Here is a 13,383-nt window from a genome sequence, read left to right as displayed (position 1 = left end):
TACCCGTGGAGGTTCTGATCAGTAGGGGCAATTATTTGACGCTGGCAATTGCCCTGCAGTTGTGGGACGTTGCGGCTATGCCGATCCTTCCGCCACTCCGCATGTGGCCAGCCGCATTGTTATCCGCCGCCGGCCGCTTCAACAGCAAGAACGGCTGGGTGATGAGCAGTCACATCGCCATGTCGATGATGCTGGCGCTTTTTCCTTTTGTGCTGTTCACCGTAGCACTTGCGGGCACCGTTGCTGGTCTCTTGTCGCAGGAGGTCGAGGTCGAGGCGATGACGGAGCAGGTGTTCAGTGTCTGGCCGGATGCGGTGGCACGGCCGATCCTGACTGAGCTGAAGGCGGTGCTGCGTACGTCCAATACGCAACTGGTGACACTGGGCGGCCTGTTTGCGCTTTATTTTGCGTCAAACGGGGTCGACGCAGTGCGGACCGCCATGGTCCAGGCTTATCACGACACGGACACCCGGCCGTTCTGGCGGTCCCGAGCCTTGTGCATCGCGCTGGTCATTCTTGGCGGAGCGGGCATTCTGGCGGTCACGGTGTTTGAAGTGATCATGCCGCTTTATGTGCGCCACATTGCCAAGCTGCTGCCTTTTGCCTCTGTGCCGCAAGGCTGGGAGCAGGGGCTGCGGGGGCTTCTGGCGCTGGCGCTGCCAACGGGTGCAGTGCTGGCCTTTCATGTTCTGCTGCCTGGGCGGGTGCATCGTATCCGGCGCATTCTGCCGGGCGCTGTGCTGACGCTGCTGCTGTGGCTGCTCTGCGGCAGCGGCTTTGCGATCTATGTCGGCTCATTTGCTCAGTATTCAGCCACGTATGCAGGCCTGGCAGGCGCGATGGCGGCGATGATCTTTTTGTATCTTAACTCCGCTATTCTGATCTTGGGCGCGGAATTCAACGGTGCCCTCATCGATATGGCCAACAGCATGGGCCGGACATAGAACCTGCGGCCCTGGTGCAACTGTTTCCATTTATTCAACAATAAGGCAGGCTTGCCACAATTGCGCCCCGGTCTCAGCCCAATCGGCCCCTAGGACTGCTGGAAAGCAGCGGATCCAGAAGGGGCCACCATGACAAAACTGCAAAACAAACTGCGCCGCATGCGGCTGTTTGAACTGATGCGACAACGTGGCATGACCAGCAATGCCGGCCGCGAACTGCGGGTTTCCCGGCTGACTGACGAAGAGGGCGACGAGGCCATCTTGCTTCGCACAATGGCCGCCCGGTCGCTGACCATGCCCCATAACCGTCAGGTCTGAGCAGGCTTAGCCGCGGAACCCCGTGGCAACCACAAACTTCTCTGAGCTGTCCGACCGCGAGGAGGGCGGCTTGATGTTCATCACCTTGGTGAACTTCTGCTTCAGCAGCTTCTGCAACTCACCCTCTGCACCGCCGGCCAGAACCTTGGCGACAAAAGTGCCGCCTTCTTCCAGCACGTCAAAGGCGAAGTAGGCTGCAGTTTCGCACAGCGAAATGATCCGCAAATGGTCTGTCTGCTTGTGGCCGGAACTGGCCGCCGCCATGTCCGACATCACCACGTCCGCCTTGCCGCCAAGCCATTCCTTGACCTGCTCGTCCGCGCCGTCGTCCATGAAGTCGAGCTGGTGGAATTCTGCCCCCGCCAGCGGTTCGACCTCTTGCAGGTCTACACCAATGATGCGGCCGACGGCCTTGCCCTGTTTTTCGCCCAGGGAGTTGATCCGCTTCACAGCCACTTGCGCCCAGCCGCCCGGCGCGCAGCCAAGGTCGACCACCCGCGCACCGTTCACCAGGAAGCGGAATTTGTCGTCCAGCTCCATGATCTTATAGGCGGCCCGGCCGCGGTAGCCTTCGGCCTGGGCGCGTTTGACATAAGGATCGTTCAGCTGGCGCTGCAGCCAGCGGGTCGAGCTGAGCTTGCGTCCGCGCGCGGTCTTCACATTGACCTTCAGATCCCGCTGCCCGCGTCCCGAAGTATTCTTTCCTGTCGGTGTCTTTGCCATGACTGCCACCATTTGCGCCGGGTGCCCGGAGTTTCGACACCTCCGGCCCGGAAAAATCCAATTCTACCGGCCCCGCCTAATAGGGGCCGTCTTCCAGAACACCATCCGCGCTCATCTGCGCATAAAGCAGGCCTTCGCGCAGGCCGCGGTCCGCGACCGACAGGCGGTCAGTGGGCCAGCAGCGCAGCAGCGCCTGCAGGATGGCGGAGCCGGACATGATCAGGGCCTGCCGGTCTTCGCCGATGCGGGGATCGCGGCGGCGGCCTTGAGGGCCGAGTTCTAGATAACCCCGGATCACTTTGTCAATCTGATCGCTGGTCATCCGCAACCCGTCCACCTTGGTCCGGTCATAGCGTTTGAGGCCAAGATGCGATGCAGCCACAGTGGTGACGGTGCCGGAGGTGCCGACGATCTGGAAGCCCGCCCGTGCCTGTTCGTCCTTGTAAGGGGCGAAATCGGTGAGGTTCTCCTCGAAAAACCAGCTCATGAGGGCAAAACGCGCGGCGTCATCCTCCACGTCGTTGAACTGGTCGCGCAGCGTGGCGACTCCCAGCGGCACCGAAATCCAGTCCACCACTTTGGCGGCAGGGAAGGGGCTTTCGGTCGGGTGAAACCCGTTGTGCAGACGCATGATGGCCGCAGGGCGGTCGCGCCGCGGCACAGATGAGACGTCGATCCAAACCAGTTCGGTCGAGCCGCCGCCGATATCAACCACCAAGAGCTGCTCGGTCTTGGTGGACACCAGTGGTGCACAGGAAATCACTGCGAGCCGCGCTTCCTCCTCCGGCTGGATGATTTCCAGCGTCAGCCCGGTTTCCCGTTTCACCTGGCGGATAAAGTCGCGTGCGTTCTTGGCGCGGCGGCAGGCCTCTGTGGCCACCAGCCGCATCCGCTTGACCTTATTGCGTTTCAGTTTCTGCTGGCAGATACGCAGTGCCTGAATGGTACGCGCCATCGACGACCGCGACAGCCGTCCGGTCCGCTCCAGCCCGGCGCCGAGCTGCACCGACTTGGAAAAACTGTCGACCACATGAATGCCGCTGCCCTTGGGCTGGGCAATCAGCATGCGGCAGCTATTTGTACCCAGATCCAGCGCCGCATAAAGCGCATCAGGATCGGGACGGGCCGGTGCAGGGGTCTCAACCGCTTTGGGAAACGCGCCCGCACCTTTCGAGCGCCTGGGCGCCATGATTCACGCCCTCCGATTATCGTGTTAACAATGACAATAGGTGCGCGGCTGCACAGGCGCAAGCGCCGCGGGGGCAGAAGTGAAGCAAATTCCGCTGCTTCCCGGAAATCTCATAATCCACATGAATATTTTGGCGGTTCGCCGCTGTGGCATTCACAGGTGCACAAAGCTAGTGTCGCGGCAGCAAAACGTCGCTCAATCCCATCGTGTTGTCGAAAATCGACCAACCTGCGGCGCGCCACCGCACTAGAACGTGGTCTATTCAGGTTAGGAGGAAAGCAAGGCATGCCCGACGTTACGATCGTATACTGGCGCGATATCCCCGCGCAGGTCATCGTTGGCAAAGGCCGCCGCGGCGCCAAGCGTCAGCTCGAAGAACGGTTCGAGCAGGCAATTGACCGCGCAGCTATGAAGGTGAACGCAAAAGACGCGGACGCTTATCTGGCTGAATGGCGCAAGGCCGCGCCTTTCTCTGCTGAAGGCGAGGCGGCTGAAGTCGCCGAAGCCGAAGCGAAGCGCCTGGAAACTGAGTATGATCAGGACCGCCTGAAGGCACTGATTGCGAATGACGGATGGGCGTGACCCTTACCACTTTGGGAGGCCGTGATGGCTTTGCTGAACTTTAAAAAACGCGACTCTGGCGCAGGCCAATCCGCCACCCCGGAGATGGAGGCTTTCCTGAAGGGGTATTCCATCGAGGTGATGCCGCGTACTGCTGCAAAGGTGGAGGACTTCCGCGACCTGCTGCCCGCCGGAACGCGCGTTTACATTGCGCACATCGAAGGCACGCCGATCGAGGATATGGTCGATACCGCCAAGCGCATCGCTGGCGAAGGCTATGATGTGATGCCGCACTTCCCGGCGCGGATCATCAAGGACAAGGCGACCCTGGGTGACTGGATCAACCGTTATCAGGGCGAAGCCGGCGTCAAGCAGGGCCTGATTCTGGCGGGCGGCGTTGCCAAGCCGCACGGTGAGTTCGACAGCTCGATGCAATTGCTGGAGACCGGCCTGTTCGACCAGGTAGGCTTTACCAACCTGCACGTGGCAGGCCACCCCGAGCCGAACCTGGACATCGACCCCAAAGGCGGCCGCGCCAACACCTATGCGGCGCTGGACTGGAAACAGGAATTCTCCAAGCGCACCGACGCCCGGATGGCGCTGGCAACCCAGTTCTGCTTTGAATCACAGCCCGTGATCGACTGGGTGAACGAGCTGAACGAGCGCGGCATGAACCTGCCGGTTCACATCGGTATCGCCGGCCCGGCCAAACTGCAGACCATGATCAAATTTGCCATCGCCTGCGGCGTCGGCCCGTCGCTGAAAGTTCTGCAGAAGCGCGCCAAGGACGTGTCCAAGCTGCTGCTGCCGCATGAGCCGGGTGAGGTTTTGGCGGGTCTGGCAGCCCACAAGGCAGCCAACCCTGACTTTGCAATCGAGAAGGTTCACTTCTTCCCGCTGGGCGGCATCAAGACCAATGCCACCTGGGCCATCAACAACGGCGGCGACTCCGCCAAGCCGGTTAACTCCTAAGGATCCACAATGACCCGTACAGTCGTAGAATCAAAAACAAAAACCGCGGTCCTGGGCTTTGACGAGCCGTTCTGCGTCATCGGTGAGCGCATCAACCCGACCGGCCGCAAGAAACTGGCGGCCGAGCTGGAAGCCGGCGATTTCTCCACCGTTGAAAAGGACGCTGTGGCACAGGTTCTGGCCGGTGCAACCGTGCTCGATATCAACGCGGGTGTGGTTTACAACTCCAACCCGAACCCGAACGAGACTGAACCGCCGCTGATGAAGAAGATCGTCGAGCTGGTTCAGGGCCTGGTTGACGTGCCGCTCTGCATCGACTCCTCGGTTCCCGGCGCGCTGGAAGCTGGCCTGGAAGTCTGTGAAGGCCGTCCGCTGCTGAACTCGGTCACCGGCGAAGAAGAGCGCCTGGAGCAGATCCTGCCACTGGTCAAAAAGTACAACGTGCCGGTTGTGGCGATCTCCAACGACGACACTGGCATTTCGGAAGACCCCGACGTGCGGTTCGCCGTCGCCAAGAAGATCGTCGAGCGTGCTGCCGATTTCGGCATCCCGGCGCATGACATCGTGGTGGACCCGCTGGTGATGCCCGTTGGCGCCATGGCGACTGCCGGCCTGCAGGTTTTTGCCCTGGTCCGCCGTCTGCGCGAAGAGCTGGGTGTTAACACCACTTGCGGTGCGTCCAACATCTCCTTCGGCCTGCCGAACCGTCACGGCATCAACAACGCCTTCCTGCCGATGGCAATGGGCGCCGGCATGACTTCTGCGATCATGAACCCGGTGGCGCTGCCGGTGACCCAAAAGGCAATCGCCGAGAAGAAGGCCGCCGTCGAAGCCGCTGGCATCATCCTGCCGGAAGCCATGGACGACGAGGCGTTTGTCACCATGTTCGGCCTCGGTTCCACCAAGCCGCGCGCCGGTAAAGAGATGGAGGCCATCCGCGCCGCCAACTTCCTGACCAACAACGACCCGCATGGCGGCGAGTGGATCAAATTCAACAAGCCCCCGGCAGCCGAGGGTGAAGAAGGCCGCGGCCGTGGCGGCCGCGCCGGCGGACGCCGCCGCCGCGCCTGATCCGCGCAAAGCGAAGGAATACAAAGGCCGGGCAGCAATGTCCGGCCTTTTTGTTTGTGATTTCAAGGGTGGTTGGGGCGATGTTAGGCCGCTGCAGGCGTTCGGAACGCACCTGGGGGTCACTGCAAGCGGACGAAATAGTCGCGTCACCGCGTAGTTCTGCGGTCTGATGTTGAAGCGGCCTGTAAGGGGGATGGCGGAGAGACAGGGATTCGAACCCTGGGTGGGCTTGCACCCACAACGGTTTTCGAGACCGCCCCGTTCGACCACTCCGGCACCTCTCCGCGGGGGTCTGGTGGGGCAGCGTTTAAGGTTGATTCCGGGCCGGCGCAAGCGGGAAATGCGGCTTTGGCAAAAAAAGCCGGATTTCCGTTGCCAGCCAAAGGTTTTTGCTTAGATTTGCACTATGCAGATGTTCCTTCCGTTCCCCGCTTTCCTGATGCGCTGTCTTGCCGTGATGTGGCTCGGCTGCTGGGGTGCCGCGCAGCCCGTTGCTGCCGCGGACCGTACGCAGGTGGAGGCATTTCTAAAGATCACCGGCTTCGATGTGGCGCTCGACAGCATTGCGCTGTCAGCCTCTACTGCCCCGGACATGCTGGGCGTTGATGCCGGCGCATTTGGCAGCCAGTGGACCGAAATGTCCGAAGACGTCTTTGACACTGACAAGATGCGCGGCCTGGCGCTGGACATCCTGGAAAACACCCTGGACGATGCCGCGCTGGACCATGCTGCCGCTTTCTATGCCAGTGACCTTGGGAAGCGTCTGGTGCGCGCGGAAAATTCGTCTCATCTGATTGAGGATGACGAGGTGAAGCAGCTGGCTGGAAACCGCATCATCTCGGATCTGGTCAAGGCTGGCAGCAAAAGGGTGGCGATGTACCAGCGGATGGGAACGGCCATTGATGCTGCTGGCACTGGCGTCAAGGCGCTGCAGCAGATCCAGTTCCGCTTCCTGATGGCCGCCGCTGCTGCTGGTGTGATTGACCTGGAACTTGACGCCGATGAGCTGCGGGCGCTGATGAAGGAGCAGGAGGGCGAGTTGCGCCTCAGCCTGCAGGCCTCCAGCCTGGCGGCTTCGGCCTATACCTATCAGGAGTTCTCGGACGCCGAGGTGCAGGCATATGTTGAGGCCCTGGAGGAGGAGCCGATGCAACGGGTCTATGAACTGCTGAACGCGGTCCAGTATGAGATCACAGCCAACCGTTTTGAGGAACTTGCCCACCGCATGGCTGAGCTGACACCGGGCCAGGATATCTGATTTCCGCAGATCAGCCGGCGCGCCTGTGGAAAACGGTTGACACCCCCGGAATTCCGAACCATAAGCCCGCATCCCGGCCCGGAATCCGTGCGCCGGGGTTTATTTGTCATACGCCCATCCAAGGGCGCGCTGTTCGAGGCGGCATCTGCCGAAACGCCCGCAAGGGGGCCGTAGGACGCGGTTAGAAAAGGAAAGACGCATATGTTTGCGGTCCTCAAGACTGGCGGCAAGCAGTACAAGGTTCAGGCGGGCGACGTGCTCCGCGTTGAGAAACTTGCTGCAGATGCCGGCGACACCATCCAATTCGACGAAGTTCTGATGCTGGGCGGCGACGCTCCGGTTGTCGGTGCTCCGCTGGTTGACGGCGCAGCCGTCAAGGCAGAAGTGATCGAGCAGATCAAAGGCGAGAAGCTGATCCACTTCGTCAAGCGCCGCCGGAAGCACTCCTCCAAGCGCACCAAAGGCCACCGTCAGAAGCTGACCCTGGTCCGGATCACCGAGATCCTGGCTTCGGGCGCAACCAAAGCCGCACCGAAAGCTGCTGCCAAAGCCAAAGCTGCTCCGGCCGCTGAAGCTGCTGCAGGTTCGGACGACCTGACTGCCCTGACCGGTGTTGGTCCCGCTGCTGCCAAGAAACTGGCAGAAGCCGGCCTGACCACTTTCGCCCAGATCGCAGCCTTGTCCGAAGACGACATTGCTGGTATCGAGGCGATCAAAGTGAAGCCCGAGTGGGTTGAGCAGGCCAAAGAACTGGCCAAAGGCTAAGGAGAGAGAGAATGGCACATAAAAAAGCTGGCGGTTCCTCCCGTAACGGCCGCGACTCTGCTGGTCGCCGCCTTGGCGTGAAACTCTACGGTGGCCAGGCAGCCATCGCAGGCAACATCATCGTGCGTCAGCGCGGCACCAAGTTCTGGGCCGGCGAAGGCGTTGGCATGGGCAAGGACCACACACTCTTTGCAACTGCTGACGGTGCTGTGAGCTTCCGCAAAGGCCTGAAAGGCCGCACCTTTGTATCGGTTCTCCCAGTGGCGGAGGCCGCTGAGTAAGCCGACCCGAAGGGTAAAGAAATCTTTAGGGGGATCGGCTACAAGGCCGGTCCCCTTTGCCGTTTTAGTCTGTGAGAATGTGATGAGTTTCCCAGTAAAGTCCGATGTTAGGGCGCGCTTAGAATGTGTTCACGCCCGGCAAACGGGAATTTTTGCACAATTTGAACGCTGTAACTATTGCTGTGGCAGCCGCGCAGACACATCTCAAGCAAGCAGCCGCAAGAATACGGGCTGAGGAGGAGCAGACCCATGAACCTGGAACAGATCGTGTGCCAGCAAGTTATCGAAACAGAACGTTTTGTGTTGCGGCCGCTGCGAAAGTCCGATGCCGGCCTGATTGAGCATTACGTCAGCGACCAGCGCGTCGCCCGGATGACACGTTCAGTACCGCATCCGCTGCCGCCAGGCGCGGCTGAGGCATTTGTGGCCCGCGCGATGGCTGAAGAACGGGATGAAGACGTTTGGGTGATTGACGGCACGGTCGAGGGCGATTCCGAGTTGAAGGGCGTGATCGGGCTCAAGCGGATGGACCGGAACCAGTCGGAGGTGTCCTATTGGACTGCGCCGCCGTTCTGGAACACAGGGCTGGCATCAGCCGCGCTGAAGGCGCTGGTCGATGCCAACCCCCAGAACAACGATGCGATGTTCGCCTGCGTCTTTCAGGACAATCCGGCCTCGGCACGGGTGCTGATCCATTGCGGCTTCGACTATCTGGGCGACGCCGAAAGCTATTCGGTGGCCCGCGACACAACCGTTCCAACCTGGACCTACAGCCGAAAACTGTGATTGGCGCGGCAAGCGCTTTGCGGTAAGGCAATCGAAACAGTCCCGCCACGGCCTTGGGCTCTGGCGGGATACTTGTACTGCGCGGACGGGGCAGGGTGCCTGCCGCATTAAGGAGCTGTCATGAAATTCCTCGATCTGGCAAAGGTCTACATCCGCTCGGGCGCCGGCGGGAACGGCTGCGTCAGTTTCCGCCGTGAAAAATATATTGAATACGGCGGCCCGGATGGAGGTGACGGCGGCAAGGGCGGCTCAGTCTGGGCTGAGGTGACCGAGGGGCTGAACACTCTGATCGACTTCCGCTATCAGCAGCACTTCTTTGCCAAGAACGGCCAGTCCGGAATGGGCCGCCAGCGCACGGGCAAGGACGGCGACGACATCATTCTGCGTGTGCCTGTCGGAACCGAGATCCTGGACGAGGATCAGGAAACCGTTCTGGCCGACCTCACCGTGCCCGGCGAGCGGGTGCTGCTTGCCAAGGGCGGCAACGGCGGTTTCGGCAACCTGCATTTCAAATCTGCCACCAACCAGGCCCCGCGCCGCGCCAATCCGGGGCAGGAAGGCGTGGACCGCACCATCTGGCTGCGGCTCAAGCTGATTGCGGATGCCGGGCTTCTGGGCCTGCCGAACGCCGGCAAGTCGACCTTCCTGTCGGCGACTTCCAATGCCCGGCCCAAGATCGCGGATTATCCCTTCACCACGCTGCACCCTAACCTGGGCGTGGTCGGCATCGATAATACCGAGTTTGTGGTTGCGGACATCCCGGGCCTGATTGAGGGCGCCCATGAGGGCAAGGGGATCGGTGACCGTTTCCTCGGCCATGTGGAACGCTGCGCGGTGCTGCTGCATCTGATTGACGGCACTTCCGATACCGTGGTCGAGGACTACGAGACCATCATCGGTGAGCTGGAGGCCTACGGCGGTGTTCTGGCCACCAAGACCCGGATCACGGCGTTGAACAAGGTCGATGCCATCGACCCGGAGGAAATGGACGAGAAGCGCAAAGCTCTGGAAGAGGCTGTTGGCGGTCCAGTGCATCTCATGTCTGGCGTCAGCCGCCAGGGCGTGAACGAGATCCTGCGCGCCTTGCGCAATGAGATCGACGACGACCGCCTGCGGATGAAGCCCGCCGAGGAGGAAGCGCCTTGGCAGCCCTGACGTCGGCAAAACGCATTGTCGTCAAGATCGGCTCTGCGCTGCTGGTTGACCGGGAGACCGGTGAGCTGCGTGCTGGCTGGCTGCATTCGCTGGCCAATGACGTTGCCTGGCTGAAGTCGCGCGGCACCGACGTTGTGCTGGTGTCCTCCGGCTCTATCGCCCTGGGGCGTGGTGTTTTAGGCATGCCGCGTGCTGACCTGCCTCTGGAGCAATCCCAAGCCGCCGCTGCCGTCGGTCAGATCCGCCTTGCCCGCGCCTATGAGGAGGCGCTGGCGCCGCACCGGATCACAACTGCGCAGGTTCTGGTGACGCTGGAAGACAGCGAAAACCGCCGCCGCTACCTGAACTCCCGCGCGACGCTGGAGACGCTTTTGGGCATGGGAGCGGTACCCATCGTCAACGAGAATGACACCATTGCCACCGATGAAATCCGCTATGGTGACAACGACCGTCTGGCGGCGCAGGTTGCGGTGACCGTTGGGGCTGATGCTTTGATCCTGCTGTCAGATGTGGATGGTTTTTACAGCGCCAACCCCGCGCTGGACGCTGATGCCAAACGCTATGACCGGATTGATGAAATCACGCCAGAGATTGAGGCGATGGCCGGGGACGGCGTTTCCGGCCTGTCCAAGGGCGGCATGATCACCAAACTGCTGGCTGCCAAGATGGCAACCGCCGCTGGCTGCGCCATGGCGATCACTGAAGGTTCACCTTTGAACCCGTTGAAAACACTTGAGGAAGGTGCGCCTTGCACCTGGTTCACCGGGCAGGGGGATCCGCAGGCTGCGCGCAAACGCTGGATCGCGGCGATGAAGACCCGCGGCGTTCTGACCATCGACGAAGGCGCCGCCCGGGCGCTGATGTCCGGTAAAAGCCTGCTGCCTGCAGGCGTTCGTCATGTGGAGGGTGACTTTGGCCGCGGCGATCCGCTGGCCATCCTAGGCCCAGACGGGCGCAAACTGGGGCAGGGGCTGTCGCGCTATACCGCGGACGAGGCCCGTGCCATCCAGGGGCGCCAATCGCAGGAGATAGAGGCGACGCTGGGCTATCCCGGCCGCGCCGCGCTGATCCACCGCGATGATATGGCGCTTTGACCGCACCACCTGATAGTTTATTCCAGCCGGGACGGCAATCAGTGCCAGACAGGGACCGGCAAGGGCACGAGACATATGAAAGACAATGAAAACATCCCCGCCGTGATGGCGGAGCTTGGCAAACGTGCAAAGCAAGCAGCGCAAACCCTGGCCACGGCCAGCGCAGAACGCAAATATGCAGCGCTCATCGGAGCCGCGGAAGCGGTCTGGAGCCGCCGTGCAGAGATCATCGCCGCAAACGCCAAGGATCTGGAGTTTGGCCGCGGTAAGGGGCTGTCAGACGCGATGATGGACCGTCTGATGCTGGACGAGGCGCGTATTCAAGGCATCGTTGACGGCCTGCGTGCCGTGGCGGAACAGCGCGACCCGGTTGGCGAGGTGATGGATGAGTGGGAACAGCCCACCGGCCTCAAGATCCAGCGTGTCCGCACACCGCTGGGCGTGATCGGTGTGATTTACGAAAGCCGACCCAATGTGACCGCCGATGCCGGCGCGCTGTGCCTGAAATCGGGCAACGCGGTGATCCTGCGCGGCGGCTCCGAAAGCTTCCATTCCTCGCAAGCGATCCATGCCTGCCTGGCAGAAGGTCTGAAATCCGCAGGCCTGCCGGAAGACGCCGTGCAGCTGGTTCCAACCCGCGACCGCGCCGCGGTGCAGGAACTGCTGACCATGACAGACTATGTGGATGTCATCGTCCCGCGCGGCGGCAAGGGATTGGTCGGGCTTGTGCAGCGCGAGGCGCGGGTGCCTGTTTTTGCCCACCTCGAGGGCATCGTGCACATCTACCTCGACAAGGCTGCAGATCCGCAGAAGGCGCTGGATGTGGTGCTGAACGCCAAGACACGCCGCACCGGCATCTGCGGTGCTGCCGAGTGCCTTCTGATCCATCAGGACATTGCACCTACGCTTGGCAAAATGGTTCTGGACGCGCTGGCCTCTGCCGGCGTTGAAATCCGCGCCGAGGCAAGGCTGCCCGGACCGGACGGCATGACCGCCGCAACGGCTGAAGACTGGGGGAAGGAGTATTTGGATTCCATCATTGCAGCCAAGCAGGTAGCGGACATAGATGAAGCGATCCAGCACATCCGCACGCATCACTCCCAGCATACCGATTGCATCATCACTGAGGACGAGGACGCGGTTCAGAAGTTCTTTTCAGAACTCGACAGCGCCATCCTGATGCACAATGCCTCAACTCAGTTTGCCGATGGTGGCGAGTTCGGAATGGGGGCAGAAATCGGGATCGCCACGGGCAAGATGCACGCCCGCGGCCCGGTGGGGGCAACCCAGCTTACCAGTTTCAAATATCTGGTGCGCGGCAACGGCACTACGCGCGCCTGACCCACGGAAATGCAAAACGCCGGGCAGATCGCCCGGCGTTTCATTGTGTAAATACGGTGTTCAGAACTGCATCGAGATGTTTTCAAGGTTCAGCTCGAGCCGCACAGTGCGGCCTGCTTCCTTGGCGGCCTCTGGCAGCAAGGCGAACTGGACCAGTGCCGGGGTAATCTCGGCGTTTGAACTGCCACCGCTGACCCGGGCCCATAATTCATCATCCACCGTGACCTTGCGGCCTTCGCCGACCACCGTCCATTTGCCATCTGCGCAGAAAATTTTAACCGTGCCGCCATAGGGCAGAGCGCTTTCCAGGCACAGCGCCGACAGAAGCGCAAGGCGTGCTTCGCTGCGGGTGCAGCCCTCCAGTGGCGACCATTGATATTGAATGCGTCCGCCCTTGCTGACGTCTTCAAGCACGGAAACCACCTCTGCCCGCGGTGTCTGCTGGTCGCCGGCGGAGCCGAAGGCGATGCGGAAGAAACGGATGCGCGCATTGGCATTTGCGACACTGTCGGAAATCAGCTCCAGCTCTGGTCCCGACATGCTGCCGGCCATGCCCAGAAGCTCCAAACCATTGTTGATGGCGCCGACCGGGCTGATCAGATCATGACAGATCCGCGACCCTACCAATGCGGCCAGATTGGCGTTATCTACACCCATAACTATTACTTCCTCCGAACTGGGCCATCCCCCTATGAATGACCTCAACGCTATTTTCACCCCCGGCATGTTCGTCCGTCACCCGGATCACCCCGATTGGGGAGTGGGCCAGGTGCAGTCGAACGCGGGCGGCAAGATCACTGTGAACTTTCCCGACCAGGGCAAGCTTGTGATTGACGGAGCGCGTGTCTCCCTTATTCCCGTCTTTGATCCATAACGGTTTATGAAGGGTTAACGTATTCCCTCAAATTTTCCCCAATACCTGCGC

The 13,383-nt window shown here is 61.2% G+C and carries 16 protein-coding genes and 1 tRNA gene; 13 read left to right on the top strand and 4 right to left on the bottom strand.

The features are described from left to right. Positions 1–77 precede the first annotated feature (77 nt). Both N6L27_RS01240 and N6L27_RS01235 read left to right on the top strand, forming a co-directional pair. The gene (locus N6L27_RS01240; protein WP_271905251.1) at positions 78–944 is read left to right on the top strand and encodes a YihY/virulence factor BrkB family protein; all 867 of its coding nucleotides are present in this window, start codon (positions 78–80) and stop codon (positions 942–944) included. A 129-nt stretch (positions 945–1,073) separates the two neighbouring features. Further along, entirely contained in the window at positions 1,074–1,262 is a 189-nt protein-coding gene (locus N6L27_RS01235) for a hypothetical protein (RefSeq protein WP_271905250.1), read from the top strand. Positions 1,263–1,268: 6 nt separating this feature from the next. Here the strand turns inward: N6L27_RS01235 and N6L27_RS01230 are convergent, their stop codons facing one another. Continuing rightward, positions 1,269–1,985, bottom strand: coding sequence for an RlmE family RNA methyltransferase (locus N6L27_RS01230; protein WP_065267361.1), 717 nt, complete (start codon positions 1,983–1,985; stop codon positions 1,269–1,271). Positions 1,986–2,061: 76 nt separating this feature from the next. Further along, on the bottom strand, positions 2,062–3,174 hold the full coding sequence (locus tag N6L27_RS01225; RefSeq protein ID WP_271905248.1) for a Ppx/GppA phosphatase family protein: 1,113 nt from the start codon (positions 3,172–3,174) through the stop codon (positions 2,062–2,064). Positions 3,175–3,459: 285 nt separating this feature from the next. Here N6L27_RS01225 and N6L27_RS01220 point away from each other — a divergent pair, with 285 nt between their 5' ends. From N6L27_RS01220 to N6L27_RS01210, 3 genes are read left to right on the top strand one after another with little or no spacing between them, the layout of a single operon-like run. Further along, positions 3,460–3,756, top strand: a complete 297-nt coding sequence (locus N6L27_RS01220; RefSeq protein WP_019297813.1) for a virulence factor — start codon at positions 3,460–3,462, stop codon at positions 3,754–3,756. Positions 3,757–3,780: 24 nt separating this feature from the next. Beyond that, entirely contained in the window at positions 3,781–4,707 is a 927-nt protein-coding gene (locus tag N6L27_RS01215; protein WP_271905246.1) for a methylenetetrahydrofolate reductase, read from the top strand. Between the two features lie 9 nt (positions 4,708–4,716). Continuing rightward, on the top strand, positions 4,717–5,778 hold the full coding sequence (locus N6L27_RS01210; RefSeq protein ID WP_039182976.1) for a methyltetrahydrofolate cobalamin methyltransferase: 1,062 nt from the start codon (positions 4,717–4,719) through the stop codon (positions 5,776–5,778). Positions 5,779–5,972: 194 nt separating this feature from the next. On the opposite strand, the gene N6L27_RS01205 is transcribed toward N6L27_RS01210, so the two are convergent. Beyond that, positions 5,973–6,062, bottom strand: a tRNA-Ser gene (locus N6L27_RS01205). A gap of 122 nt (positions 6,063–6,184) precedes the next feature. On the opposite strand from N6L27_RS01205, the gene N6L27_RS01200 reads away from it, so the two are divergent. The 7 genes from N6L27_RS01200 (at position 6,185) to N6L27_RS01170 (ending at position 12,458) form a co-directional block, all read left to right on the top strand. After that, positions 6,185–7,036 carry a DUF2059 domain-containing protein gene (locus tag N6L27_RS01200; RefSeq protein ID WP_271905244.1) on the top strand — a complete coding sequence of 284 codons (852 nt, stop codon included), beginning with the start codon at positions 6,185–6,187 and terminating at the stop codon, positions 7,034–7,036. 201 nt (positions 7,037–7,237) lie between these two features. Then, positions 7,238–7,801: a 50S ribosomal protein L21 gene (rplU, locus tag N6L27_RS01195; protein ID WP_039145986.1), complete on the top strand. Its 564-nt coding sequence runs from the start codon at positions 7,238–7,240 to the stop codon at positions 7,799–7,801. Positions 7,802–7,812: 11 nt separating this feature from the next. Then, the gene (rpmA, locus tag N6L27_RS01190; protein ID WP_019297807.1) at positions 7,813–8,082 is read left to right on the top strand and encodes a 50S ribosomal protein L27; all 270 of its coding nucleotides are present in this window, start codon (positions 7,813–7,815) and stop codon (positions 8,080–8,082) included. A 249-nt stretch (positions 8,083–8,331) separates the two neighbouring features. Beyond that, positions 8,332–8,868 (top strand): GNAT family N-acetyltransferase, encoded by a 537-nt coding sequence (locus tag N6L27_RS01185; protein WP_271905243.1) that lies wholly within the window; start codon positions 8,332–8,334, stop codon positions 8,866–8,868. 120 nt (positions 8,869–8,988) lie between these two features. Then, positions 8,989–10,023 (top strand): GTPase ObgE, encoded by a 1,035-nt coding sequence (gene obgE / locus N6L27_RS01180; RefSeq protein ID WP_271905242.1) that lies wholly within the window; start codon positions 8,989–8,991, stop codon positions 10,021–10,023. Then, positions 10,011–11,117 carry a glutamate 5-kinase gene (proB, locus tag N6L27_RS01175; RefSeq protein WP_271905241.1) on the top strand — a complete coding sequence of 369 codons (1,107 nt, stop codon included), beginning with the start codon at positions 10,011–10,013 and terminating at the stop codon, positions 11,115–11,117. The genes obgE and proB overlap by 13 nt, the downstream gene beginning before the upstream one ends. A 75-nt stretch (positions 11,118–11,192) precedes the next feature. After that, on the top strand, positions 11,193–12,458 hold the full coding sequence (locus N6L27_RS01170; protein ID WP_271905240.1) for a glutamate-5-semialdehyde dehydrogenase: 1,266 nt from the start codon (positions 11,193–11,195) through the stop codon (positions 12,456–12,458). A 60-nt stretch (positions 12,459–12,518) separates the two neighbouring features. Here the strand turns inward: N6L27_RS01170 and N6L27_RS01165 are convergent, their stop codons facing one another. Continuing rightward, positions 12,519–13,115, bottom strand: coding sequence for a histidine phosphotransferase family protein (locus tag N6L27_RS01165; RefSeq protein WP_271905238.1), 597 nt, complete (start codon positions 13,113–13,115; stop codon positions 12,519–12,521). A 34-nt stretch (positions 13,116–13,149) separates the two neighbouring features. Between N6L27_RS01165 and N6L27_RS01160 the strand changes: the two genes are divergently transcribed. Next, the gene (locus N6L27_RS01160; protein ID WP_039182960.1) at positions 13,150–13,332 is read left to right on the top strand and encodes a DUF3553 domain-containing protein; all 183 of its coding nucleotides are present in this window, start codon (positions 13,150–13,152) and stop codon (positions 13,330–13,332) included. The last annotated feature ends 51 nt before the right edge of the window (positions 13,333–13,383 follow it).

Source organism: Leisingera sp. SS27, assembly GCF_028368855.1.
Lineage (GTDB): Bacteria > Pseudomonadota > Alphaproteobacteria > Rhodobacterales > Rhodobacteraceae > Leisingera.
The sequence above is the reverse complement of the archived record's forward strand: the minus strand, read 5'-3'. Positions and strand labels throughout refer to the sequence as shown.